Origin of the sequence: Nostoc spongiaeforme FACHB-130, assembly GCF_014698475.1 — a bacterium.
In the GTDB taxonomy this organism is placed as follows: domain Bacteria; phylum Cyanobacteriota; class Cyanobacteriia; order Cyanobacteriales; family Nostocaceae; genus Nostoc_B; species Nostoc_B spongiaeforme.
This window is the reverse complement of record NZ_JACJTB010000031.1, coordinates 1-23,835: the sequence shown is the minus strand read 5'-3', so window position 1 is coordinate 23,835 and position 23,835 is coordinate 1. Positions and strand designations below refer to the sequence as shown.

Here is a 23,835-nt window from a genome sequence, read left to right as displayed (position 1 = left end):
AGCATCTACAGCAAAGCTTTTGGCGCGTTATGGTTTATGCTTCTTAACACACCCTATTGGCTATCACCTGTCACCTATTACCTCTCACCTTCTTATTGTCTATCGATGCTGATTAGCATGTAAAATATGACAGTTGTATTCTGCCGCGAACGTTGATTGAGCGTTATACCTTGCCCGAAATGGGCAACCTGTGGACTGAATTTTATAAGTTCAAAACCTGGCTTCAGGTAGAGATTGCAGCTTGCGAAGCCCAAGCTGAGTTAGGTTATATTCCCTCTGGTGCAGTTGAGGAAATCAAAGCCAAGGCTAATTTTGAGCCGAAACGGATTCTAGAAATTGAAGCAGAAGTCCGTCATGATGTCATCGCTTTCTTGACAAATGTCAATGAATATGTTGGTGAAGCTGGACGTTATATTCACTTAGGACTGACTAGTTCTGATGTCCTAGACACAGCTTTAGCACTGCAATTAGTCGCCAGCTTGGATGTGATATCCCAAAGACTGGCAGATTTGATTGAGGTGATTCGCCAAAAGGCAAGAGAACACAAAAATACTGTGATGATTGGCCGATCGCATGGTATCCACGCCGAACCGATTACCTTTGGTTTTAAGTTAGCTGGCTGGTTAGCAGAAGTATTGCGCCATCAAGAACGCCTCAAAATTTTGCGGGAAACCATTGCTGTGGGTAAGATTTCCGGTGCAGTGGGAACTTACGCCAACATTGAACCCCGTGTAGAAGCGATCGCCTGTGAAAAACTGGGACTCAAACCCGATACAGCTTCCACCCAAGTAATTTCCCGCGATCGCCACGCCGATTATGTCCAGCAATTGGCATTACTAGCTGCATCCATTGAACGTTTTGCCGTCGAAATTCGCAACCTGCAAAAAACAGACGTTCTGGAAGTAGAAGAATTTTTCGCCAAAGGGCAGAAAGGTTCTAGTGCTATGCCCCACAAACGCAATCCCATCCGTTCCGAACGCTTAACTGGGATGGCGCGTTTAGTTAGAAGTCATGCTGGTGCAACTTTAGAAAACGTCGCTTTGTGGCATGAAAGGGATATTTCCCACAGTTCTGTAGAACGGGTAGTCTTGCCAGATGCGTGCATTTTAACGCACTTCATGTTAATAGAAATCACTGACTTAGTAAAAAATCTGCTGGTGTATCCAGAGAACATGGCGCGAAATCTTAATTGCTATGGCGGTGTAGTCTTCAGCCAAAGAGTACTACTCACCTTAGTAGACAAGGGTTTAAGCCGCGAAGAAGCTTATGCGATCGTCCAGCAAAGCGCCCATACTGCGTGGAATAAACCAGACGGTAATTTTCACGATTTGATTAGCCAAGATCCGCGAGTCACAGCCCAACTTTCCCCCGCAGAAATTGAAAAGTGTTTTGATCCCCAACACCATCTCCAACATTTGGAAGCAATTTACCAGCGTTTGGATATTTAGTTTCTTTCAAGAAATACTAGGAGTGTAGGGTTGTCAAGGTATATTCACATCTTGCACCAAGCGGCTGAAGTCGTGGCTACAGATACAAAACCTTTGACTTTACGTTAGTCCGCGCAGGCGGACTATCCTGCGGGAAGCCGCTTGTGTGTCTATGTTTTTATAGCCTAGCCAGTGCGTTGGGCGGCTTTGCCGACTCCCTCACTGGCGTGCGAATTCCATTCGTCGGAGATAGTGCTACTACAGAGCAAAATTTAGTAATTTAAATCACAATAATTACTAAATTATTCCTCTATGTGCTGTAATTTTGAGCAACACTGGGTAGTATAAATAACAAATCCTTATCTAGCAATTGCCCTCATGGTTGAAATACTTGCCATGCTTTCTGCTTCTGCGGCAGCAGGATTAAGAATAGGCATACCTCTATTAATTATCGGACTGTTGCAGGGCAGTAATTTGTGGTCGCAGACTCCGATTTTATCTCACATTTCCCCCAAGATTTTGTTGTGCTTACTTACCAGTTGGTCATTACTGGAATTTTTTGGCAGCAAAAGATTTCTGGGACAAAGAGTAATACAGGTAGTTGAACTATTGTTATCTCCATTAGTAGGGGCAATTATGGGTTTAGCTGTTGCTTCTGCTACAGATACACCAGACTGGTTGATTGCTTTAACGGGTGGATTATTAGCTTTAGTATTACAACTGGTGCAAATTGGTTGGTTTTATCGCTTACGCGGCTTACCTTTGTGGGTGGCTTTTCTGCAAGATACTCTCTGCATTGCCTTAGTTTTATTTGCCTTTGATGCACCGTGGCAAGGAGGAATAATTGCTTTAGTATTGTTGTGGTTTGCTGTGCGTAGTGCTAAACAATGGTACGACTGGCGTTATCAAAAGAATAATATTTATTAATAGAGTAGACTTTAAAAGTCAGAATTCCGAATAACATGAGTGCTATACTAAACTTCATATACCCGACTTCTTAAAGAAGTCGGGTATCTTGTTATTGACGCATAATTTAGGATTGCTATATCTAGCTTGAAAGATGGGAAAAAGTAGAAAAATTATTGTGCAATGATTCTACTTTTTAATTACCTTTTAACCCAAAAATTAATATACCTGAACTTGGGCTAAACCATAGGGAACTTCTCGTGATAAACCGATGTGTCCACCGGAAATATCATAGTAAACAAAGCTTCTATTAGGAAAGGCATTGGTAAAATCTATATTCCTAAAAGCAATATTGAGATTAGTGCCAGGAGGAACTGGTTGAGAGAAATTAATTCTAATCATTCTCTCATCTTGTCTAGAAATGTTAGCCTCAACACGACGACCAGATTGATCAGTCACGTCAATATCATTGCTAACTTTTAGAGCATCTGAAGGTCTAACTATCAGGTAAGATAAAGGCTGCATACCTGTGTAAACAGTAATAGTGTGAGTACTATCGTAACCACTGGTACTGCTAATTCGCGGAGCAGTGTTATTGTAAGATATATCTTGTCTTTGAGCTTGAGCTGGAAGACAGGTAGCTGCGATCGCAACACTCAGGCTAGACAACAAAATCAATCTTTTCATTACGAACCTCCAAATAATTCAATACAACAGCAAACAGAACTTAACGAGAAACAAATAATAAGGAACAGTGACTGTCTATGAGGGATATTTCAGCTCCCTTTTGCGACTTATAATCTTCCAAGGTAGGGGACTCAAACAATGATGGTGGGAAGAGGGAACAAACGGACTTTCCTTTTACCCATCGCCTGTTAAGAGTTTTCACTACCCTAAGGAGTTAAAGTTCAATATCCTTGTTGATGAGCAATATTTAATTAGATTTACCAAGCAGAGAAAGAATAAATCTTGTTTAATTAATTTCTAGATTAAAAATATTTGAATGAAATTACTTCTCACTCAGGGGATATTCCCTAGCTCATTCTGAGGTTTGACTTGTAGGTGAAAAATTAGGGAATAAAGTTAGAAAAAATCCACTAGACAGTAGTGGACTGACACAACTAATTTAACTTGAGTTCGACGGAGCAAAAAAAGAGCAGAGCTATCATTTAGATGTAGATTTGAAAAATGATGCTCAACGCAAGGCGCGGCGGTTTGAGGTATTACTGTTGAATCACGAATATCAAAAGGCGGTGGATACCCAAATTCAACTAACTGTAGAAAAAGCCAATGCGATCGCGCATTTAGAATATCTGCGTAATCAGTTTAGTGTAGCGAAGTTAGAGGCAAGATTAGCGATCGCACAACAACTTACTGATTATGAATCACGAGAATTAGTTGGTTTGTAATCAATAATTGAGCAATAAATAGATACCCACAAGAAGTTGGGTATCTGAATTTTAATATTTTTATTGAGAACTTAAAAGTTGAGCAATTTGTTGATTAATAGTGGCGATATCAAAACGCTGACTGGCAGTATTTTTGGCATAATCAGCGATCGCTGTAGTTATTTCTGTTTCTTGAACACAGGTGTTAATTACTTTGGCTAGTTCTTGGGAATCGCCGGGTGTGGTTAAAAAACCATTGACACCATGTTCGACTAATTCAATCGCGCCGCCGGCTTTAGCTGCGACTACAGGTGTACCGCACAACATCGCCTCAACAATTACTCTACCAAAGGGTTCTGGTGCAGTGGAAGTATGCGCCACTAAGTTACAAGCTGACATTAATTGTGGAATTTCAGCACGAAATCCTAAAAATTTGACGCGATTTTCTAACCCTAGTTTGGCAACTTGTTGATGTAATTCTTCTACATAATCTTGTTCGCCAAATAAAGCATCACCAACTAAAAGTGCTGTGACTTGTGGTGGAGATTGTGCTAATGCTTCCAAGAGAATATGTTGTCCTTTCCAGGGTGCGAGACGGCTGAAATGTCCGACAACAAATTTGTCTTCTAAGTTTAAATCTTGTCGGATTTTTTGAATTTCAACATCAGAAATTTGATATTTTTTACTTTCAAATCCGTTATAAACAACTGCTGTAATTTCCGGCTTACCTCTAGCTTGCACAAATGCTGTTTGACTAGCCTGAGAATTAGCGATAACTAATGATGCAAAAGTATTAGCTAAGGTAACGGCTACTCGTAAGTTGATTGGGCTAAAGTGTTCTAAAGAAAGAATATCGTGTAAATGATAAACTAGAGGACGATTTGCTAAAAAACTTGCCAGTGCGCCAATAACTAGTGCTTTTTGGGTATTGGCATAAATTACATCATACTTTTTCGCTAAGTTTACAACTTTAATTAATAAAGGTACTAGTTGTTTAATACTGGCTAGTGCTTGCAATAAATTACTTTGCTTTTGGACTTGAATTGGTTTTGTTGTTAATACTTCAACTGGTATTTGATTTTGCTGGAGTAAGGTTTTAAAATCGCCATCAGCGAACAAACCAACTAAAGCGCGATCGCGGTATGGTTTAGCAATATCAATTAAGCAAAGTTCTGCACCACCAGGCTTACCACTTTGGTCTAAAAATAGAATTTTCATAAAATATTTAATACTTTAAAATTGAGATTTTAAGCTAAGATAACATCACGAACTTTTTGGGCGATTAAAGACCAGTCATAATTAGTTACAGCATAATCACGGCAAGCCTGCCGAGAAGGAATTTGAGTTTTACCTAAGAAAATATTTTCTAACTTTTCAGCAATGTCATAAACTTCTATTGAACTAGTAATCAAATCTGGTGAAAATTGCGTTAAAATTTCTGGCATTCCCCCTACAGGTGTACATAAAACAGGTGTACCACAAGCTAAAGATTCAACTACAGCTAAACCAAAACCTTCAAAAGATTGACTAGGCATAACTGTTAAATCAGCAGCTTGATAGGCTATGGGTAATTGCTCATCTGGGAGAAAACCTAAAAATTTAACTGTATTTTCTAAGCCTAATTCTTGTGCTTGCTGTTGTAGTGAACTTTGCATATAACCACGACCAGCAATTGCTAACCAAACATCAGGAATTTTAGGTTTAATTATAGCTAAAGCTTGCAGTAATTTATCAATACCCATGCGATAAACTAAGCGGCGAGATGTAAATAATATTGGTCGATTATCTGGCCAGCCTAGTTGCTGTCTTGCCTCTTTTGGCGATAAGTTCGGCTGAAAGCGATGAATATTCACACCACCAGGAATAATATGAATTTTTTCCCAAGGGACTTGATATTGTTGATATAAAATATTACCAAATGCTTTACTCAGAACAATAAAGCGATCGCAGCGATGATAAGTGCTTTTTTCAATTAATAACCGCTTGATAATAATACTCAATTTATTAGTAGTTACTTCTTGCTCACTTTCTGATGCCCAAGGGCCATGAAAGTTAAAAGTAATTGGTATATCTTGCGGTAAAATATCCATAATCGGAAAGCTATATAATGCAAAATGTAAGTTAATTGCATCTGGTTTGCCGATTCTACTGTTTTTAAAGTTATTCCGAATAGACCAGAGTCTTTGCCAAATTGGCAGATCAGGAGAAGCTAAGTTAGTTAATTTTATTGGTGAATTTACATCAATTTCTGGTAAACCAACTCCACATAATTCTATTTGGTCTTGACGGTTTGCTAATTGATGAGTTAGTTCATAAATATATCTTTCTAATCCTCCTGGTGTTTGAGGGAACCAACCCAAACCTAGTGTCAGTATAGATGCAGACTTAGTATTAAAATTTTCGTTTTTACATCCCACTTTTTACTCTCCTATGATTGTTTGAGTGTGTGTTTGATTACCATCACTCTCAAGTGAATTCTTTTTAATTTTGCAGTAGATTAATCAGACTAATATTTATATCCTGTAATTTTTACCAAAATCAGCATTCTTTGGGTCTTACTAGATGCAGATTTTGATTTTAGATATCTAACTACTAAAATTTTAAAAGCCAATCATCAAAGACAAGTGTTTTTGCAGAGGACAATAATTTATAAACGATTTAGATTCTGGTGTCAAGCAGGAAATTTGTGATTTAAATTACATGATTTCTGGTGTTCAACAGTCTTTAAGTTATCAAAAATATTTATTTTGGGTAAAATTATTGATTCAATGTATTCACTTTTACTTTTTTAGCTATTGTTAAGTAAGTTTAGCTACAAATATAAAGATTTTTCTAGGAATTTATCTTGACTACTTGAAAAACATGTGTGGTTTTCATGAATTTTAGGTAAATATCAATTTTAAAATACCCAGTGTTTGTTATTTATGTAATATGTCCTGGGAAAATTAGGCTGAAATACTGGTCTTAATTTTTGAAAGCTTCCACAGGCAGACTAATATCAGGTGAAAAATCCATAACATCCTACCATTAACAATCATAAATCAGGGTCTTTGAGCATCATCTATTGATACTTAGTTGTGTTGATTGCATCAATCAGCACAAAAGTATCTGCACGCCATTTTTTGATAGCTAATTTGTCGCCATACCTATTTAAATGGCGAACTTTTTGATATCTGATTTTAATTTACATATTAAGTAGATTATGCCAAAAAATACACATAACAAGTTGCTGAAAATCAATCAACAACTGCATAAATACATTCAAAAAATATTCAAGTTAGGCAATAATCGACAGTTCAAACCAATTTCTTTTATGCTGATGGGAATAGCTGTGATATTTCTAGCTTTTTCCCTTGATATAACCACTGAAATCAGCGTTACAGGAGTAGCAGCTAGTACCTATAAAACTTCTTGGATAGGTAATAGTTTTGGCGGTGGAAATAAGTGGGTACAAAATAATATTGAAGCAATGTATGTTGCACCAGATGGCACAGTTTATACTAACAGTCATTGGGATGAAGCTGGGAGAGAAGCAGGTATATATAAAGATGGCAATGTAATTGGCATTGTGGAAGATACTCACGGCTGGAGTCGCACTGGTGGTAAAGCAGTCACAGCCAATAGTAAATATATTTATATTGCCTTAGCACAAGGTTCAGTTGGCAAAACAGATCAAGATTATCCCCCAGATAAGACGACTTGGTACACTGTCAGACGCTATAACTTAGAGGGAAAACCAGCACCTTTTAATGGGGGAAGGGGTTGGGATAAAAGTATGTTAATTATCAGTAATCAAAGTGAAGTTACTGGATTAGCAACTGCGGGAAATGAGTTATATGTGAGTGATTCAGCAACGAATAAAATTCGCGTTTACAATAGCGAAACTATGCAGGAACTACGTAGTTTTAGTGTAGTGCGTCCTGGTGCGATCGCTATTGATAAACAAGCAAATCTCTGGGTGATTCACAACCAAAACAAAATTTCGCGCTATTCCCCTACAGGTAAGTTATTAGCGTCACAAATTACCAATATTCCTAAACCAACTGCGATCGCCATTGATCATCAAGGTAGACTTTTAGTTGCAGATAACAGTCAACGTCAGCAAGTATTAATTTACAACATCAAAAATCAGCCTGTGCAGGTTGGCACTTTTGGAATTAAAGGCGGGGTTTATGCGGGTACACCGGGAGAAGTGCAACCATTAAAACTATATGGAATTACCGGAGTGGGTTCAGATAGTTCCGGGAATATCTATGTTAATAGTAATGGATTTAACAACTCAGGTACAGATTTACGCAAGTTTTCTGCATCAGGGAAACCAATATGGCAATTACACGGATTATTATTTGTGGATAACGCCGACGCAGATCCCAAAACCGATGCTTTAGAAGTGTTCACCAAACAAGAACACTACTTGATGGACTATAACCAACCTTCAGGGAAGCAATGGACTTACAAAGCTTACACCTTAAATCCCTTCAAATATCCCCAAGATCCCCGCTTACATACTTCTCCAGACGCTACCTTTGTTCGCCGCATTCAAGGTAAGCGGTTTTTGTACCTAACAAATATGTATGCCAGCTTTATGCAAATTTACCGCTTCGACTCTGGGAAGGATGGTAAGATTGCGATTCCGGCTGGAATGTTTGTTGGGACACATGGCGGTGGAGAAAAATCCATTAGTGGAAATTGGCCTCCTTATCAACCAAATAAAGGAGAATGGATTTGGGGCGATCGCAACGGTAACGGTAAATTTGATCAAGGTGAGTATGATCAAAGTGAAGATTATCCCTACTTGGGTGGTTGGTGGGTTGATAGTAAAGGTAATATTTGGAAAGCTTTACGCACTCAAGATGGAATTGGAATTCGCCACTATCCCTTACAAGGACTTGATAAGCATGGAAATCCCATCTATAGCTATAGTTCTATGGAGAAGCAAAAAACTCCTAGCATGATTACCGATGTCCGCCGCATCGAATACTTTCCCGAAACTGATACGATGTATTTATCAGGCTTTACGGTTGATCATCCTGCGATCGGTGATGATAGCGGAGTCGTCGGTTCCGAAATTCTCCGCTTTGATAATTGGCGTAAAGGTAATAATCCCACACTCCGGTGGCGGGTTGTCGTTCCCCACGACACTACAGGTAAGCGCGAAGTCGCCACCGCCGCGATGAGTGTTGCTGGTGACTATGTATTTGCGGTGAAAATGAAAACCGCAGAAGTTTATGTTTACAATGCCAAAACAGGCGCTACTGTCAAAACACTAAAACCAGGAACAGAAGTTGCAGGCGAAAGTGGTTGGATTGATATACCCCAAGGTATCCGCGCTTTGCGACGTTCTAATGGTGAATATGTAGTGTTTGTAGAAGAAAATTGGAAAGGGAAAGTAATTATGTATCGCTTCAAAAGTTAGCTTTTCTTGTAAAAGTGATTGTGTTTTAGATCCCCGACTTCTTTAAGAAGTCGGGGATCTGTTTATGCAAACAAACCGATGAAAATTGTATTATATTGCTACCAAAACTCAATATTTATTAATAATAGAAATTGCTTTACATTGAATGCTATTTTTTCATCAAATAAATAAACAGATTATCTTTATTCTCTGTCAGAAGTGAATTATCATACTAAATACATTTTACTAGAACCGCCGCATAAAGTTTATGTACAGTCGCCAAAAACAAGCTGAAAAATCAGAAATAAAAAGTATAGAGAATATAGCTCTAATTTAATTTGCTAATCATCATAGATTATCAATATACCCAGATTGTTTACCTAAATATATATGCAGATAAAAACTTATTTACAACAATTACAAAAACTAGTGCCAACTATTGTGCTGGAACGGATGCAATATATTCACTCCAGCTTGATAACACGTTGGATTTTATTACAAAGCAGTCAGTCATTAAAATTTAACCAAAAATCTGTAATGGTATTTTCTCCCCATCAAGATGATGAAACATTTGGCTGTGGAGGAATGATTGCTTATAAACGTGAGCAGAATATTCCAGTAATAGTGGTGTTTTTAACCAATGGTCAAGGTTCAAGAGATATAGATGCAGAATCAAGAAACAAAATTATTCAAACCCGTAAACAAGAAGCAATTAAAGCCTTAAATATTTTGGGTGTCGAGACATCAGCAATTCACTTTTTAGATAAAGCTGATGGGTATTTACAAGCTTTAAATAGTGAAGAAAAACAAGCAGCGATCGCCCAAATTACGGCACTACTCAAACATTATCAGCCAGAGGAAGTTTATCTACCACATCGCAAAGACTGTCATCGAGATCATGAAGCAACATATCCATTAGTAAAAGCAGCAATTAAGCAAGCAAAAATTAATGTTGAAATTTTCCAGTATCCAATTTGGTTATTCTGGAGAGCGCCATTATTTATTATGCTCAAATTATCAGATATAGCCACCGCTTATAGTTTTTCTATTACCTCAGTACAGCAGCAGAAAAATCAGGCGATCGCAGCCTATACCTCTCAGCTTGAAAGCTTACCGTCTGGCTTTGTTAATCGCTTCTTAGGTGCTTATGAGATATTTTTTAAAATTGAATCTTAATTATTATCCAATACAGTTCAGTTAAGGCTAAAAACTTCGATTGGTGTAGGTTGGGTGGAGGAACGGAACCCAACATTCACGCATACTCTGTTGGGTTACGCTATCGCTACACCCAACCTACTATTCTCTTAACTGGATTCTGCATTCTGAATTCTTTCCTATCAATTACATCTGTAGAGAAAACATCCTATGAAAATATTACATATTACAAATCACGTAGAAAAAATTGGTAATGGAATTGTGAATGTAGCAGTAGATTTAGCCTGTCTACAATCACAAGATGGACATGATGTAGCTGTTGCTTCGGCTGGCGGTGGATTTGAAATTTTACTAGCACAACATAACATCAAACACTTCCACCTCAATCAATCCAGACAACCCCTCAACTTAATTAAAGCTGCTTGGCGTTTTAAAGAGATTATCCAGCAATTTCAGCCAGATATTATCCATGCACATATGATGACAGGCGTTGTACTCGCCGGAGTTTTACGCAAAGCTTACAACTATCATTTAGTCTCTACAGTCCACAACGAGTTTCAACGTAGTGCTGTCTTAATGGGATTGGCAGATCGAGTCATAGCCGTCAGCCAAGCCGTATATAATTCTATGGTGCGTCGTGGTATACCTGAGAATAAATTATGCGTAGTTGCCAACGGCACATTAGGTAGTCCTCGCCACCCCAGCATTCAAGATTACCAACCCCTACCCTTACATCGTCCAGCTATCACCACCGTTGCCGGGATGTATACTCGTAAAGGCATTGCAGAGTTAATCACCGCATTTACCAAAATTGCCCCCAACTTCCCCGCAGCACACTTATATTTAGTTGGTGACGGCCCAGATCGTTCTATCTTTGAAGCAATAGTAAACAACATACCCTGCGGCAAACTACGTCAACGCATTCATTTTGAAGGTTTTCAGCCAGAACCCCAACGTTATATGCTGGCTAGTGATATCTTTGTTTTGGCTTCCTACTGCGAATCTTTTGGTTTAGTCTTAACAGAAGCAAGAGAAGCTGGCTGTGCTATTGTTGCCAGTGATGTAGACGGCATTCCCGAAACATTAGATCATCGTCAAGCTGGCATTCTTGTACCACCAAAAGACAGTCAAACCTTAGCCAATGTTCTCACGCAATTACTTGGTGATCCTGTACAACTCCAATATTGGCAAAACCGCGCCAAACAAAATTTAGAACGCTTCAAAGCAGCAAGAGTGCATGAAGAAACAATGAATGTGTATCGTGAATTAGTCAAAAACTATAGCACCCGTACCGTTATGAATACACAAGAAGTTTTACTCATCAAAACTCCCACCGCCCCAATGCGTTAAATTAACTGGGAAGTTCTGGTGATGTTGCGATCGCTTACACAACTTTCAGGAACCTCCAACTTCAATCACGCTTTAACGGACGTGGCGCACACTCATCAAGCAGAATTCGCATAGGCTGTCAACATTTCCTTTGCTAATTCAAGGGCTGCGATCGCCTGTTCTCGACTGACACTGGGGAAATGGTCTAGAAATACTTCTAATGAATCACCAGCCTCAAGATAGTCAAGTAAGGTTTTCATTGGCACACGGGTTCCAACAAAAACAGGGGTTCCACCTAAGATGTCAGGATCGCTATGAACGATACGGGACGTTGATGCCATAACAAATACAGCCCAAACAGCTATCAGCTATTACAGAAATTGTATCCTAAAGTTATTTCATAAGTCTTATTATGATGAGGCTGGCAAGTGACACATCAGAATGACGCAGACAACTTCTGCATCACAATTTAAGATAAAACACCGAAACTCTTTATCCCACTGCACAACCTCAGCAGCTAACATTGTGTGCGGCGATCGCTTTGGCAACAACACCAATAACCTTTTTGTGATGACGCGATAAAGTTTTTCTTACGGCACGATCTTACAAGTTCTTTCAGAGCAAAACCTACCAATGTCTTTTGCGTAGAAAGATTCCTAAGTTCAAAGGCTTTGTTAAGGATAGACTCGTCAAGTTTAGCGTAATTTGCATAGCTGCGGTGCTGCTGAGTCTAATTCAAAATTATAGCGATTCACCTTTTTTGAAACGAAAAACCACAACGCCGCGTTTTCCTCTAACCCAACCCTCTTCAACTTTCAAACAGTAGTCTTGATATGCTGACTCTTGTAACCAACCCTTGCAGGTTTCAATATCTACAACAGACCCGTCAGGCAGTAAGCAATTCACTTGATATATCTCTCCAACAATATCAAATAAATCGTTCCAAGCCTTGATCCATCGCTCTTCAAGTTCAATATTTGTGCTGTCCAACCTATTAATAATCTTTAAATCTATCTCTAGCATAACCTCACAGCCAACTAGCGAAGTCGGCCGAGAAGTGTTCGGCAAGGAATCGGCAGGTATCGTCATACATGAGAGAGATTGTACAACTGATTACACTGATTTTATTTTGAGTAAATCTAAAGTTTGATGAGGTATGGTAGGGCGATCGCTACAATTATTCAACCGCCGATTGGTAATTGAAGTATATAAAACTTATTATACTTGGACTTTCAGTATAATCTTTTTTTCAATCTTGATATATAAAGGATTAAATGATTGGCCTATAATAAATTTTTCATGTCTAAGTATAAAAAATCATCACTATGGCATATAGCATTGTGAGATTGGTGTTAGAGGCGCTGAACTTATGGAAGCGATGGCATCTAGCCCATGACGATTACCCTGTAATTAACTACGCAGAAATTTCTAGGGCTAATTCTGAAGCATGGCGTTGGTCTATTCCCAATGCCGAACTGAATCTAAGGTTGGAAGATGAACCAAATGTAAGTCGAATCTATTTACCACATCGTCTGACCGCAATAGAAATTACTATGATTTTATTTGGCTATGCTCATTTTGGATTTGGCGTTGTATTTGCCATTAAAATCTCACTAGAAAAGTGGAATTTTCTGGGGATGATAACTATATTTGCTCTCTTCGGCATTCTAGGTTGGATGTTTTTGCTGGTTGGTAGTCGGATTATTCGTTTAGAGTTAACACCCACTGATTTAACAATAGTCACAAAAGTTGGATGTCTATTTGAAACTAAATATCGTTATCGTTGTCTGCCTACATTAAAAGTTAGAGGTGCATATCAACACATGCTAACAATGGCACGAGATCAAATGATGCCCGACTACAACCTATGGTTAAAAAAAGGTCGTTTCGGCGGCGAACACAAATATGCTACAGCCTGCAATCAAACCCAAGGTGCTTGGTTAGTAGCGGGAATTGAAATGTGGCGCGATCGCTCCCAAACTGATATAGATAATAGTTAATTAACTCTCTGCGACTTTGGGTGATGATACAAAAGCGTAAACTTATGGAGTACGACTTCAACGCATTGGCGGAACTGTACAAAAACGCACTTCTGAATGACGTACTCCCATTTTGGGAAAAGCACTCATTGGACTCTGAACAAGGCGGTTACTTTACCTGCTTAAATCGGGGAGGCCAAGTTTACGACACCGACAAATTTATCTGGTTGCAAAACCGCCAAGTCTGGACTTTTTCAATGTTGTGCAACCAATTAGAAAAACGAGAAAATTGGCTGAAAATCGCCAGCAATGGTGCTAAATTTCTTTCTCAACATGGCAGAGATGACGAAGGAAATTGGTATTTTGCCCTGACGCGCGAAGGTCAACCCCTAGTCCAGCCTTACAATATTTTCTCTGATTGCTTTGCGGCGATGGCATTCAGCCAATATGCTTTAGCCTCTGGTGAAGAGTGGGCGAAAGATGTGGCAATGCAAGCTTACAATAATGTCTTGCGTCGCAAAGATCATCCCAAAGGGAAATATACTAAAACTTATCCCGGTACAAGACCAATGAAAGCTTTGGCTGTGCCGATGATTTTAGCTAACCTGACTCTCGAAATGGAATGGTTACTTCCCAGTGAAACTTTAGAGAGTGTTTTAGCCACAACTGTTCAGGAAGTGATGAGTGATTTCCTCGACCAAGAACGAGGACTAATGTATGAAAATGTTGCCCCCGATGGTTCCCACATCAATTGTTTTGAAGGCAGATTAATTAATCCCGGTCATGGTATTGAAGCGATGTGGTTTATTATGGATATCGCCCGTCGGAAAAATGATCTTCAAACCATTAACCAAGCTGTTGATGTGGTGCTGAACATTTTAAATTTTGCTTGGGATGAAGAATACGGCGGCTTGTATTACTTTATGGATGCTGATAGACATCCGCCACAGCAATTGGAATGGGATCAAAAGTTGTGGTGGGTACATCTAGAATCGTTAGTTGCATTAGCAATGGGTTATCGCCTGACAAAACGTGCAGCTTGCTGGAAATGGTATGAAAAAATGCACGATTACGCCTGGAAGCACTTTGCAGATCCCGAATATGGAGAGTGGTTCGGCTATCTCAATCGGCGTGGAGAAGTGCTATTAAATCTCAAAGGTGGTAAATGGAAGGGATGTTTTCATGTACCCCGCGCTTTATACCTGTGTTGGCAGCAATTTGCGGCTTTGAGTTCTGAGTCTGTTTAATCTGAGCTAGGGTACAAGTAACACTAAAATTAGCGATTGGTTATGAGTGTTGTAACAACCAAGCGATTCTCTATTGATGAGTATCATCGGCTGATTGAATTGGGATTTTTGCAGGAGAATGATCACATTGAATTAATTCGCGGAGAATTGATCCAAATGGTAGCCAAGGGAACGCCGCATACAGTTTGTGGTTCTATTTTATGTCGGCAACTAGATCGATTGCTTGGCGATCGCGCCGTCATTCGCGGCCAAGATCCAATTACTTTACCAAATCAAAGTGAACCTGAACCAGATGTAGCGATCGCACGCGGAATGGATGAAGATTATCTCAGTCATCATCCCTATCCCGAAGATATTTTTTTGGTGATTGAAATCTCAGACACAACCTTAGATTACGACCAAACCACAAAACTAGAAATCTACGCAGAAGCCGGAATTTCTCATTATTGGATTGTCAATTTAAATGCGCGTCAGCTTGAGCGTTACAATCAACCTTATCAAAATGCTCAAGGTAAATTTAACTATCTCAGCAAACAAATTTCCTTACCTCATCATTCCGTCGCCATTCCTGGGTTTGAAGATATTATCTTGGACTTGAATCGGATTTTCCCTACTGTTATCAATGATTGACGAATTTAGGAGCGATGTCCTGAGCTTGTCTAAGGGAACTTGTCGAAGTGTCACATACAATTTAATTCTGAATTCTGACTCCTGAATTCTGTTTGATAACAAAAAACCCCGGCGAAACTAACCGAGGTTCAACGAGAAGGTCTGAATGTCGATGGGAGATACCGATACCGAAGTCTAAAACTCTTAGCTAACTGCAAAACCGAATAATACTAAACCTGTTACAAACAAACTTGCAACTGCGCCTTGGATAACATAACGACGCTGTTCCCAAATTGCTGGGTATTCAGCGTAGTACATCTGGGGTTCGGTTGCATAGTTATTTAAAACGCCATCTTCATTAACGGTGGTATACATAGTTGTTTTCCTTGCTTATTAACTTATGTAAATAAATTTAACAAATTTGTTACAAAACGTCAACTAGACTTGACAAAAAAAAATTTATTCTTCTCATTACACTGACTTATCAACTTGAGGACTGACGCAGTAAGACGAAAAATCAAGGGTTTGGACACCCTCATGCCCATTCTTCACAGACAACCTTTGTGCGTGTGGTACTAAACTGAAATCTGGAGTGAAGAGGAAAAAGTTGATGCGATTGTTAATTAGTACATTAATTGCCAGTGTTAGCCTTGGGCTGTCTGCATTACCTGTTCCCGCACAACAGTCGGTTTCTGCAACTCAAGTCGCAGCGATGGTAGAAGCATTGCGAAAAGCTGCACCCCAAACGGGTAAAGTCAACGATGGCCTTTATAGCGACTGGCAAGTTCAACCTGGTACAGTCAAAGCTTGGTCAAAATTTTGTCTGAAAAAAGAAATTACACCAACACAGTTTGAGAATAATCCAGCAACTGCTCGTCAAATTATTTCTTGCATCACACGCCGGGAGTTAGACAAACAATTACGCACTACAAACAATAATGAAACTGCGGCGGTTAATGGTGTAGCTTGTTGGTGGATGACTGGCAACTATACCGGTTGCAATAGTGGTTTTACGGCTGCTTACGTCCGAAAAGTTATGGCTTTTTATCAGCAGCAACGTAATAAACCCTCTGCGACTCAATCATAGAACTTAAAATCAAAGGTTTGGGGGAGGGTGTAGGTGTTCAAAAACTTTATACCCTCAAACCCGAATTTCTCACGCATAGGTAGGGGGTGTGGGGAAGTTTGGGGGGAAAGATTTCTTCACCACCCCTCGCACACCTCCCACCCCCCTGGTGACACCCATCTTTTGTGTATCAGCCCTAATAAATAGCGTTTCTCTTAATATATTATTAGTGCAATGATGTGGCATTGATATATAGATAAATATCAATGGTTATCTATTAAAAATTAAGATGGTAAATTCTGACAAAGAAATGCCAAAATAAGCGAAAATGCTTATTGAAAGTGAATTAGATTTTAAATTCACGGTTGAGCAGAGTCTAAGAAAAATCATGTTCTCAACCACCTCCTGTTTAGGGAGAATTGGGGAGTATGCAAAATTCTGCATACTTCAATTGTTGTATATGCAATTGATTTTCTGTTGAAAACAAAAACCAATTAAATACACATCATAATAGTTAATTTTAAAAAAAGAAATTACATTCAACTCTCACACCACAGGCAATTATTGTGTTAGAAGCATGTATACTCGCAACCATTTTTTGCGGATTTTTCGGCATAATTTTCAAAAAAAATTTGGTCATGAAAATCATCTCTATGGATGTGATGAGTACCGGGGTGATTGCGTATTACGTGCTGATTGCTTCACGGGATGGTTTGTTTACGCCAATTCTTGCCGATGTTAAACGAGGTGCTTATGCCGATCCGGTTCCGCAAGCCGTGATATTAACTGCGATCGTGATTGGCTTTTCGATTCAAGCCTTAATGCTGGTTGGTGTCATGAAACTAGCACGGGATAACCCAACCTTGGAAAGTAATGAAATCGAGAATAACAACACCCCATGAATACCATAACGATCGCCTGGATTGGCTTACCATTTTTTATTGGGTTTGTGATTTATCTCCTACCCAAACTAGACCGCTATCTCGCCTTGGGTATGGCTTTTGCCTCGGCGGGATATGCCTTACAGCTATTTGTCACACCACCCCTCACTCTCAAATTACTCGATAATTTTGGCGTAACTTTAACAGTAGACCAATTAAGCGGCTACTTTATTTTGACCAATGCTTTGGTAACAGCCGCCGTCATTCTTTATTGTTGGCAAAGCGACAAGACAGCTTTTTTTTACGCCCAGACCATCATTTTGCATGGTAGTGTAAATGCTGCCTTTGTCGGTTCAGATTTGATTAGTTTATACGTCGCCCTAGAGGTAAGTGGCATTGCAGCGTTTCTGTTGATTGCCTATCCCCGCACGGATCGTTCGATTTGGGTGGGCTTGCGCTATTTGTTTGTCAGCAACGTGGCAATGCTGTTTTATCTCATCGGTGCGGTGTTAGTCTATCAGGCGGATCATTCCTTTAGTTTTACAGGTTTACGAGTCGCACCACCAGAAGCACTGGCATTGATTTTTTTGGGACTCTTGACAAAAGGCGGAATTTTTGTATCAGGCTTGTGGTTGCCATTGACCCACTCGGAATCAGAAACGCCAGTATCGGCATTGATGTCGGGAGTTGTGGTGAAAGCAGCCGTCTATCCCTTGGTGCGATGTGCGTTGATGGTGGCAGAAGTTGACCCGATAGTGAGAATCTTTGGCGTTGGGACTGCACTTTTGGGCGTGTCCTATGCCGTCTTTGAAAAAGATACTAAGCGAATGCTGGCATTTCACACAGTTTCCCAGTTGGGTTTTATTCTCGCAGCGCCAATTGTCGGTGGGTTTTACGCCCTGACTCATGGACTGGTGAAGGCGGCGCTGTTTTTGATTGCTGGTAGCTTACCCAGTCGCAACTTCAAAGAACTGCAAAATCGACCAATCAATACGGCGGTGTGGATTGCTTTAGTAATCGCTAGTTTCTCAATTTCTGGTTTTCCCTTGTTGTCTGGGTTTGGGGCAAAGGTATTGACAACAAAAAATCTCTTACCTTGGCAAGCGATCGCGATGAATCTAGCCGCCCTCGGAACAGCAATCTCCTTTGCCAAATTCATTTTTCTGCCCTTTGGCGGAGAAGGCAAGACAAAACCCAGTTTTTGGGCAGCTATAAGTTTATTAATTGGTGGGCTGTTTATCGCCAATATTGCCTATTACGAAGCTTACACCATTGAAAATATCATCAAACCTCTTGTCACCATTGGTATTGGTTGGTTAGCTTACCTGCTAATTTTTAAACGCTTAGTAATTAAGCTACCGCGTGTACTGGAGGAATTTGATCATCTGATTGGTGTGATGAGTTTAGTGTTAATGCTGCTGTTCTGGAAGGGATTTGCATGGTTACCTATCTAAATTTGATATTGCGATTGGCTATTTGGTTTTTGCTGACTGCTAACTTCAGTGTGGCAAATATCATCATTGGCGTAAGCATCGCCCTGTTACTGCCCGGTTTACCCAAAGTTTCAGGCACGTTGAAAGATTGGCTACGTGTGCTATGGGAAATCATCGTCGCCATTCCCCAAGCTTATATAGAAGCCTTGGAAATTATCTTCCGTCCCCATAACTACGAAGAAGTAACACTCGAACAAGTCAAACCACGCCGCACTCCGGGGCTAATATTCCTCGACATCTTTTTGATTACATTTACACCCAAAACAATTGTTTTGAAATATCACGAAGCAGGCTGGTATGAAGTCCACTGGGTACGCCGGAGGAAAAAAGTATGATTCTGAATCTGCTGTTGTTTGCCATGATTGCCGCACTCCTCATCCCCATGTATGAAGCTTGGCAGGATGATGATATTTGGCAAAAAATGTTGGCATTTGCCAGTATTTCTACCAAAGCAGCCATCATGATTTTAGTTGTATCTGTCTTGCGTGATGATTGGATGATTGGTGTAGTGGGAGTGATTATCCTGAGTGTGGGAAATGCGGCCTTAATGCTGTTAGCCCAAGTCATCAAACGGATGAGTGATGTTTTGCAGGAGTGAACTATGATCAACGCACTGAGTTATTTCTGCATTGGTTTAGGGATTGTCTTTTGGTTTTGGGGGACTTTTCCCTTATTGGGTGATCGCTCGGTATTATTCAAACTGCATGGTCTGACGGTAGCAGATACCCTCGGCTCGATGAGTATCATTGTTGGATTGTTGCTGAAGATACCTAGTGAATGGCCGCTACTGATTCTGGCGCTCATTTCCTTAGCAATGTGGAACACCATGTTGGGATATGTTTTGGCTTATTGTTCCAGTAGTGAGGAAAGTCATGACCGATAACTATATCTATGTGATCATTCCTCTGCTACCCTTAGCTGCGTCTATGGTGATCTTTCAATCCAATCCTTACCATGCCTTGGTGATGCGGGGGATATTAGGAGCAATGGCCGCATTTGTTTATACAGTGTTGGGGGCGGCAGATGTGGCTTTAACCGAGGCGCTGGTGGGTACAATGTTGGCGATTACGCTGTATGCGATCGCAGTACGTTCATCACTAGTTCTGCGTCTGGGATTACTTCAAGAAGATGAAAATGCAGACTTTAAGCCACTGATTGAGAGTTTCCGTGCAATTTTTAGTAAACGTTATTATCTGCGTCTGGAATTAGTGCCATACACAGATATAGAAACCTTAAATCAGGCATTAAACAACAAAGAAGTCCATGCAATTTGTCTACCACAGGCAAAACATGATCCTCAAGATGAGGAAACGCAACCATATCACACCATCACCAGAATCCGCCGCATTTATGACATCATACAAACTCAACTGAAATCACCAATTACCAGTTTGAGTTATGCCAGTACATCACCAACCAACACACCAGATTTAAAAACACCTGTTTTGGGAGAGCATTCATGATGAAATGGCTCTACATTATTGCCGGAATCGCTTTGTTTGGCAAATTTCTGTTTATCGCTAACCCGTCCTTAGATTTACCAGATATCTCAATTTTGGAAGTGGTTGTTCAAGATAGTGGTATACCAAATGCCGTGTCAGGGATTATTTTTCGCAATCGCCTGTATGACACTATTTTTGAAGTGGTGGTATTTACAATCGCCATCATGGGAGCTAATTTTTTACTGGCGAATGAGAAACCATCCACCACAATCTATCGTTTCACCGATCAACCATCAATTGTATTGGCCAGGTTGGGTGCAACTATCGCTGCTTTAGTCAGTATCGAACTGGCGATTCGCGGACATCTCAGCCCTGGTGGTGGTTTTGCCGCCGGGGTGGCTGGTGGAACGGCAATTGGCTTAGTAGCAATTACTTCATCTCCAGAGTGGATGCAAGCAATTTACCAACGCTGGCAAGCTGCTACATGGGAGAAAATTTCGGTATTAGTTTTTGTGGTTTTGGCGGTGATTAATTTGTCTGGAGTGGAATTACCGCACGGGGAAATGGGCGCACTAATTAGTGGCGGTTTTATCCCCATATTGAATCTCTTAGTTGCAGTTAAAGTTGCGTTGGGTTCCTGGGCGGTGATTTTGATTTTTATTCGTTATCGAGGATTGTTGTAATACAAAATTTCAGACAATCACAGAGACAGCGACTTTCATCCTAGTGAGGTATGTTCTTCTAGTCTCCAACTTCTATTACCTATATGCTTGTACGGCACATATCAATAGTGCAGTAATGTAGCATTGATATAAATTTGTATATCAATGCTACATTATAGAAAATAAGACTAAAATTTTTAATGAAAATACGACGAGATAGACGCACTGATTAGTGGTAGTTTTATCCCCATACTCAAAAATACATAGTAAATGTGCGATCGCATACCTGCCCGCCGGAATAAAGTAACTACTCTCCTGATGTCCAACTTCGTAGTTTAGTTAGTGCAGGCTTAGAAGGTGTAGACAAATTGAGTCGGTATTGGAATATTGGGACATAGGAACCATTACCCTCGCGGACGGTAACGAGAAAAGCTGTTTTATTGCGTGGGTCTTTGCTGATTTTATCAATGTAACCAGACTGTATTTGTTTTATGTTTAAAGGTTTTGCTTGTTTAAATCCTGGTTTTGAAATACAAACAATAGGACTTCCATCTTGATATCTACCTGAGTAAAACCAATATGTTTGCCCTTTGGTTTGAAATTCGGATTTATAGAAAACAGTAAACCTGTCAAATTCATTTAATTGCTGATTTTGTTTACAGTTATTGTCAATGTATATTTCTTGAGCAACAGTTGGAGGACTGGAGAATAAAGCTATTATTAAACTGAGAGTAAGTCCAGAGAATAGTTTTGTTTTAGACATAAATTTATTAATCAAAAGTGGTTGAGTCGATGGGCGGTATTATCCGCCGCACCTCTCATTTAAATCTGGACGTGCCCATTTCTGTGCATCCAGCTTCCGATGTTCTTAGCTAGAGCTTTTGCTTATATGCAAGTAGTCATGGCAGCTTTCGTGAACGGCTAAAAGGTTATTTTTCTTCCAATTATTATGGTTTCCATCTATGTGATGGAGATGTACCTTCTCGTCACTGAGCATTTTTAATCCACAATGTCCGCATGTATGGTTTTGCCGTTTAAGGGCAAAAAAGGTTTCGCCATCATAGAGCTTGCTGTTGCGTTCGCTCCAGTAGGTTATGTCTCCATCGTAGGGTGATTTCTCTCCCTTGACATTGACGTATTTATTTTCGGAGTAAGGAACAGTTGGGAATGCCTTGTTGAGTAATTGCTTACTAGTTTGGCGATTCTGCTTGGTTTCCTTATTGAACACCTTAAATGCACTATGTTGGATGTGGTACAGCGAGAATCGTGACCCATCCATTTTGCAGTAGCGATGGTAGTTCCTCCAACCTCTAACCACAGGGGCTAATTTAAGAGCCTTGGTTGTGGCACCATAATTCGAGTTGTTGACGATGGCTTTTACTTTCTTGCGGAATATTCTGTAGTTGTCCACTGAGGGCGTACATCTGAACTTTCCGTTTTTCTGGACTTTGAAGTGCCAACCGAGGAAGTCAAAACCATCTGTCGCGGCAGTTAGCTTTGTCTTTTTCTCACTGACGTTCATTCCCCGCTCTGCTAGGAACTGACTAATTTTGCCAAGTATTTCCTGTGCGTCATCTTTTGGCTTGAGTATGATTACCATGTCATCCGCATAACGAATGGAATGGTGTATTGACTCTATACCGTTTAACGCGATATTCGCCAAAAGAGGACTTACCACGCCACCCTGTGGGGTTCCTTGTTCTGGAAACTCGCTGGTAACTCCAGCTTTGAGACATCGGAAGATTCCTTGTCTTATGCTCATTGGAGCAATGAGTTTTTCCATAATGGCTGAGTGGTTTATCCTGTCGAAGCATTTTTCGATATCTAGCTCGATAACTTGCTTTTCTTTTCCATTCTTGCTGGAGTTTAGGTTGTTGAACAGGATTTTTTGGGCATCGTGTGTTGCTCGTCCCGTTCGGAAACCGTAGCTTCTAGCATGGAAAGTTGCTTCGTGCGCTGGTTCCAAGGCATATTTGACAAGACATTGCCATGCCCTATCCGCGATGGTGGGGACTTTGAGAATTCTGGTTTGACCATCCTTTTTGAGGATGGGTATTTCTCGTAGTCTCTGGTGTTTCCAGTTATTACCTGTGACTCTGAGTTGTTCGCTCAGTTCAAACCTTTGCTCGATTGTGAGCGCGGTTTTACCATCTATTCCTGGTGTCTTTTTCCCAGCATTTAGCTGCGTTACTTGACGAACTGCCAATAATCTCGCTGCGGTGGATTTCAGGATCAGCTTTTGAAGGGACTGAGCTTTGCACTTGTCGCCAACTTGAATCGCTTTGTACACTCGCTTTTGTAGGCGGAATAGATTACGGCGGAATTGCTTCCACGGTAAGTTCTTCCAAGATTCACTCGTGTTGCCACTGTGCCTAATCATGCTCTGCTCCAGTTTGTGTACTCTGAACACCTCAGACCAATTACGGTCTGTCCTACCCGAATTAAGGGAATTCCGCTGCTCGTCTAGCCTACCAAGGGTTTCGACCTTTCCCTAGACCCTTAATTCGTTTTTATTCGTTCCCTCGGTTAGATTGTTCGTTCCTTTAGGTGCAGCCAATTCAACCATTGGATTCCCTAAACTCTTGCCACTGTTGAGGAAATACGTGGCGGGAATTGTCTCCAATGAAGTCGGGGGTTTTTATGATGCGCCCCGCTTTTCTTTAGGTTCCTTTTCTAGGCTCTGTTTCACCATAGGAACTCCCCATTAGCACCAGTGTCATCCCGCATCGGATGTCTGATTGTAGTTGGGTAAGGTTTGAGCGTCACCGCTCTCCCCTCCCCTGAGAACCGTGCGTGAGACTTTCGTACTCACACGGCTCAAGCCTTACTTCAAGCGAGTTGACTTGGTTTTTGAAT

26 protein-coding genes and 1 pseudogene are annotated in these 23,835 nt (G+C 40.3%); 17 read left to right on the top strand and 10 right to left on the bottom strand.

From position 1 onward, the window contains the following. Positions 1-152 precede the first annotated feature (152 nt). Entirely contained in the window at positions 153-1,448 is a 1,296-nt protein-coding gene (purB, locus tag H6G74_RS20480; RefSeq protein WP_190969419.1) for an adenylosuccinate lyase, read from the top strand. Positions 1,449-1,805: 357 nt separating this feature from the next. Beyond that, entirely contained in the window at positions 1,806-2,354 is a 549-nt protein-coding gene (locus H6G74_RS20475) for a DUF4126 domain-containing protein (RefSeq protein WP_190969418.1), read from the top strand. A gap of 198 nt (positions 2,355-2,552) precedes the next feature. Here the strand turns inward: H6G74_RS20475 and H6G74_RS20470 are convergent, their stop codons facing one another. After that, positions 2,553-3,020 carry a DUF2808 domain-containing protein gene (locus tag H6G74_RS20470; RefSeq protein ID WP_190969417.1) on the bottom strand — a complete coding sequence of 156 codons (468 nt, stop codon included), beginning with the start codon at positions 3,018-3,020 and terminating at the stop codon, positions 2,553-2,555. Positions 3,021-3,508: 488 nt separating this feature from the next. Between H6G74_RS20470 and H6G74_RS20465 the strand changes: the two are divergent. Next, positions 3,509-3,742, top strand: a pseudogene (locus H6G74_RS20465) (hypothetical protein); the annotation flags it as partial. 60 nt (positions 3,743-3,802) lie between these two features. On the opposite strand, the gene H6G74_RS20460 reads toward H6G74_RS20465, so the two are convergent. Beyond that, positions 3,803-4,939 carry a glycosyltransferase family 4 protein gene (locus H6G74_RS20460; RefSeq protein WP_190969416.1) on the bottom strand — a complete coding sequence of 379 codons (1,137 nt, stop codon included), beginning with the start codon at positions 4,937-4,939 and terminating at the stop codon, positions 3,803-3,805. A gap of 29 nt (positions 4,940-4,968) precedes the next feature. Further along, on the bottom strand, positions 4,969-6,138 hold the full coding sequence (locus tag H6G74_RS20455) for a glycosyltransferase family 4 protein (RefSeq protein WP_190969415.1): 1,170 nt from the start codon (positions 6,136-6,138) through the stop codon (positions 4,969-4,971). A 785-nt stretch (positions 6,139-6,923) separates the two neighbouring features. Between H6G74_RS20455 and H6G74_RS20450 the strand changes: the two genes are divergently transcribed. The 3 genes from H6G74_RS20450 (at position 6,924) to H6G74_RS20440 (ending at position 11,621) form a co-directional block, all read left to right on the top strand. Then, on the top strand, positions 6,924-9,137 hold the full coding sequence (locus H6G74_RS20450) for an SMP-30/gluconolactonase/LRE family protein (RefSeq protein WP_190969414.1): 2,214 nt from the start codon (positions 6,924-6,926) through the stop codon (positions 9,135-9,137). A gap of 369 nt (positions 9,138-9,506) precedes the next feature. Further along, positions 9,507-10,292 (top strand): PIG-L deacetylase family protein, encoded by a 786-nt coding sequence (locus tag H6G74_RS20445; protein WP_190969413.1) that lies wholly within the window; start codon positions 9,507-9,509, stop codon positions 10,290-10,292. 189 nt (positions 10,293-10,481) lie between these two features. After that, complete coding sequence (locus H6G74_RS20440; protein ID WP_190969412.1) at positions 10,482-11,621, top strand: glycosyltransferase family 4 protein; 1,140 nt, start codon at positions 10,482-10,484, stop codon at positions 11,619-11,621. A 95-nt stretch (positions 11,622-11,716) separates the two neighbouring features. Here H6G74_RS20440 and H6G74_RS20435 read toward each other — a convergent pair whose 3' ends face one another. From H6G74_RS20435 to H6G74_RS20420, 4 genes are all read right to left on the bottom strand, one after another. Then, on the bottom strand, positions 11,717-11,941 hold the full coding sequence (locus tag H6G74_RS20435) for a DUF433 domain-containing protein (protein ID WP_190969411.1): 225 nt from the start codon (positions 11,939-11,941) through the stop codon (positions 11,717-11,719). Between the two features lie 69 nt (positions 11,942-12,010). Next, entirely contained in the window at positions 12,011-12,154 is a 144-nt protein-coding gene (locus H6G74_RS20430; RefSeq protein WP_190969471.1) for a hypothetical protein, read from the bottom strand. After that, entirely contained in the window at positions 12,118-12,282 is a 165-nt protein-coding gene (locus tag H6G74_RS31295) for a hypothetical protein (protein ID WP_313888501.1), read from the bottom strand. The genes H6G74_RS20430 and H6G74_RS31295 overlap by 37 nt, the downstream gene beginning before the upstream one ends. Before the next feature lie 59 nt (positions 12,283-12,341). Beyond that, the gene (locus tag H6G74_RS20420) at positions 12,342-12,623 is read right to left on the bottom strand and encodes a hypothetical protein (protein WP_190969410.1); all 282 of its coding nucleotides are present in this window, start codon (positions 12,621-12,623) and stop codon (positions 12,342-12,344) included. Between the two features lie 302 nt (positions 12,624-12,925). On the opposite strand from H6G74_RS20420, the gene H6G74_RS20415 reads away from it, so the two are divergent. Genes H6G74_RS20415 through H6G74_RS20405 form a run of 3 tightly spaced genes read left to right on the top strand, consistent with a single transcriptional unit; the run spans position 12,926 to position 15,456 of the window. Continuing rightward, positions 12,926-13,600, top strand: a complete 675-nt coding sequence (locus H6G74_RS20415) for a hypothetical protein (protein ID WP_190969409.1) — start codon at positions 12,926-12,928, stop codon at positions 13,598-13,600. Positions 13,601-13,644: 44 nt separating this feature from the next. Further along, positions 13,645-14,826: an AGE family epimerase/isomerase gene (locus H6G74_RS20410; RefSeq protein WP_190969408.1), complete on the top strand. Its 1,182-nt coding sequence runs from the start codon at positions 13,645-13,647 to the stop codon at positions 14,824-14,826. Positions 14,827-14,868: 42 nt separating this feature from the next. Further along, complete coding sequence (locus H6G74_RS20405) at positions 14,869-15,456, top strand: Uma2 family endonuclease (RefSeq protein WP_190969407.1); 588 nt, start codon at positions 14,869-14,871, stop codon at positions 15,454-15,456. A gap of 183 nt (positions 15,457-15,639) precedes the next feature. Here the strand turns inward: H6G74_RS20405 and psb34 are convergent, their stop codons facing one another. Continuing rightward, the gene (psb34, locus tag H6G74_RS20400; protein ID WP_190969406.1) at positions 15,640-15,810 is read right to left on the bottom strand and encodes a photosystem II assembly protein Psb34; all 171 of its coding nucleotides are present in this window, start codon (positions 15,808-15,810) and stop codon (positions 15,640-15,642) included. Between the two features lie 235 nt (positions 15,811-16,045). On the opposite strand from psb34, the gene H6G74_RS20395 reads away from it, so the two are divergent. The 8 genes from H6G74_RS20395 (at position 16,046) to H6G74_RS20360 (ending at position 21,000) form a co-directional block, all read left to right on the top strand. After that, the gene (locus H6G74_RS20395) at positions 16,046-16,522 is read left to right on the top strand and encodes a hypothetical protein (protein WP_190969405.1); all 477 of its coding nucleotides are present in this window, start codon (positions 16,046-16,048) and stop codon (positions 16,520-16,522) included. A 545-nt stretch (positions 16,523-17,067) separates the two neighbouring features. Further along, entirely contained in the window at positions 17,068-17,403 is a 336-nt protein-coding gene (locus H6G74_RS20390; RefSeq protein WP_190969404.1) for a cation:proton antiporter subunit C, read from the top strand. Continuing rightward, positions 17,400-18,836: a cation:proton antiporter gene (locus tag H6G74_RS20385; protein WP_190969403.1), complete on the top strand. Its 1,437-nt coding sequence runs from the start codon at positions 17,400-17,402 to the stop codon at positions 18,834-18,836. Before H6G74_RS20390 ends, H6G74_RS20385 begins: the two co-directional genes overlap by 4 nt. After that, positions 18,821-19,210, top strand: coding sequence for a Na+/H+ antiporter subunit E (locus H6G74_RS20380; protein WP_190969402.1), 390 nt, complete (start codon positions 18,821-18,823; stop codon positions 19,208-19,210). Before H6G74_RS20385 ends, H6G74_RS20380 begins: the two co-directional genes overlap by 16 nt. After that, positions 19,207-19,473, top strand: a complete 267-nt coding sequence (locus tag H6G74_RS20375) for a hypothetical protein (protein ID WP_190969401.1) — start codon at positions 19,207-19,209, stop codon at positions 19,471-19,473. The genes H6G74_RS20380 and H6G74_RS20375 overlap by 4 nt, the downstream gene beginning before the upstream one ends. 3 nt (positions 19,474-19,476) lie before the next feature. Beyond that, a complete protein-coding gene (locus H6G74_RS20370) occupies positions 19,477-19,758 on the top strand; it encodes a monovalent cation/H(+) antiporter subunit G (RefSeq protein ID WP_190969400.1) in 282 nt (93 codons plus the stop codon). Next, positions 19,748-20,338: a DUF4040 domain-containing protein gene (locus tag H6G74_RS20365; RefSeq protein ID WP_190969399.1), complete on the top strand. Its 591-nt coding sequence runs from the start codon at positions 19,748-19,750 to the stop codon at positions 20,336-20,338. Before H6G74_RS20370 ends, H6G74_RS20365 begins: the two co-directional genes overlap by 11 nt. Beyond that, positions 20,338-21,000, top strand: coding sequence for a Na(+)/H(+) antiporter subunit B (locus H6G74_RS20360; RefSeq protein ID WP_190969465.1), 663 nt, complete (start codon positions 20,338-20,340; stop codon positions 20,998-21,000). Before H6G74_RS20365 ends, H6G74_RS20360 begins: the two co-directional genes overlap by 1 nt. Positions 21,001-21,286: 286 nt before the next feature. Here H6G74_RS20360 and H6G74_RS20355 read toward each other — a convergent pair whose 3' ends face one another. Together H6G74_RS20355 and H6G74_RS20350 are read right to left on the bottom strand one after the other, a co-directional pair. After that, positions 21,287-21,742: a hypothetical protein gene (locus H6G74_RS20355; protein WP_190969398.1), complete on the bottom strand. Its 456-nt coding sequence runs from the start codon at positions 21,740-21,742 to the stop codon at positions 21,287-21,289. Between the two features lie 105 nt (positions 21,743-21,847). Next, entirely contained in the window at positions 21,848-23,359 is a 1,512-nt protein-coding gene (locus H6G74_RS20350) for a group II intron reverse transcriptase/maturase (protein ID WP_190969397.1), read from the bottom strand. Positions 23,360-23,835 lie beyond the last annotated feature (476 nt).

Excerpts from the sequence above, each read along its gene's own strand:
- H6G74_RS20475 (WP_190969418.1), top strand. The coding sequence starts at position 1,806 with ATGGTTGAAATACTTGCCATGCTTTCTGCTTCTGCGGCAGCAGGATTA.
- H6G74_RS20470 (WP_190969417.1), bottom strand. The coding sequence starts at position 3,020 with ATGAAAAGATTGATTTTGTTGTCTAGCCTGAGTGTTGCGATCGCAGCT.
- H6G74_RS20460 (WP_190969416.1), bottom strand. The coding sequence starts at position 4,939 with ATGAAAATTCTATTTTTAGACCAAAGTGGTAAGCCTGGTGGTGCAGAA.
- H6G74_RS20450 (WP_190969414.1), top strand. The coding sequence starts at position 6,924 with ATGCCAAAAAATACACATAACAAGTTGCTGAAAATCAATCAACAACTG.
- H6G74_RS20445 (WP_190969413.1), top strand. The coding sequence starts at position 9,507 with ATGCAGATAAAAACTTATTTACAACAATTACAAAAACTAGTGCCAACT.
- H6G74_RS20440 (WP_190969412.1), top strand. The coding sequence starts at position 10,482 with ATGAAAATATTACATATTACAAATCACGTAGAAAAAATTGGTAATGGA.
- H6G74_RS20435 (WP_190969411.1), bottom strand. The coding sequence starts at position 11,941 with ATGGCATCAACGTCCCGTATCGTTCATAGCGATCCTGACATCTTAGGT.
- H6G74_RS20420 (WP_190969410.1), bottom strand. The coding sequence starts at position 12,623 with ATGCTAGAGATAGATTTAAAGATTATTAATAGGTTGGACAGCACAAAT.
- H6G74_RS20415 (WP_190969409.1), top strand. The coding sequence starts at position 12,926 with ATGGCATATAGCATTGTGAGATTGGTGTTAGAGGCGCTGAACTTATGG.
- H6G74_RS20410 (WP_190969408.1), top strand. The coding sequence starts at position 13,645 with ATGGAGTACGACTTCAACGCATTGGCGGAACTGTACAAAAACGCACTT.
- H6G74_RS20405 (WP_190969407.1), top strand. The coding sequence starts at position 14,869 with ATGAGTGTTGTAACAACCAAGCGATTCTCTATTGATGAGTATCATCGG.
- psb34 (WP_190969406.1), bottom strand. The coding sequence starts at position 15,810 with ATGTATACCACCGTTAATGAAGATGGCGTTTTAAATAACTATGCAACC.
- H6G74_RS20395 (WP_190969405.1), top strand. The coding sequence starts at position 16,046 with ATGCGATTGTTAATTAGTACATTAATTGCCAGTGTTAGCCTTGGGCTG.
- H6G74_RS20385 (WP_190969403.1), top strand. The coding sequence starts at position 17,400 with ATGAATACCATAACGATCGCCTGGATTGGCTTACCATTTTTTATTGGG.
- H6G74_RS20380 (WP_190969402.1), top strand. The coding sequence starts at position 18,821 with ATGGTTACCTATCTAAATTTGATATTGCGATTGGCTATTTGGTTTTTG.
- H6G74_RS20375 (WP_190969401.1), top strand. The coding sequence starts at position 19,207 with ATGATTCTGAATCTGCTGTTGTTTGCCATGATTGCCGCACTCCTCATC.
- H6G74_RS20370 (WP_190969400.1), top strand. The coding sequence starts at position 19,477 with ATGATCAACGCACTGAGTTATTTCTGCATTGGTTTAGGGATTGTCTTT.
- H6G74_RS20365 (WP_190969399.1), top strand. The coding sequence starts at position 19,748 with ATGACCGATAACTATATCTATGTGATCATTCCTCTGCTACCCTTAGCT.
- H6G74_RS20360 (WP_190969465.1), top strand. The coding sequence starts at position 20,338 with ATGAAATGGCTCTACATTATTGCCGGAATCGCTTTGTTTGGCAAATTT.
- H6G74_RS20355 (WP_190969398.1), bottom strand. The coding sequence starts at position 21,742 with ATGTCTAAAACAAAACTATTCTCTGGACTTACTCTCAGTTTAATAATA.
- H6G74_RS20350 (WP_190969397.1), bottom strand. The coding sequence starts at position 23,359 with ATGATTAGGCACAGTGGCAACACGAGTGAATCTTGGAAGAACTTACCG.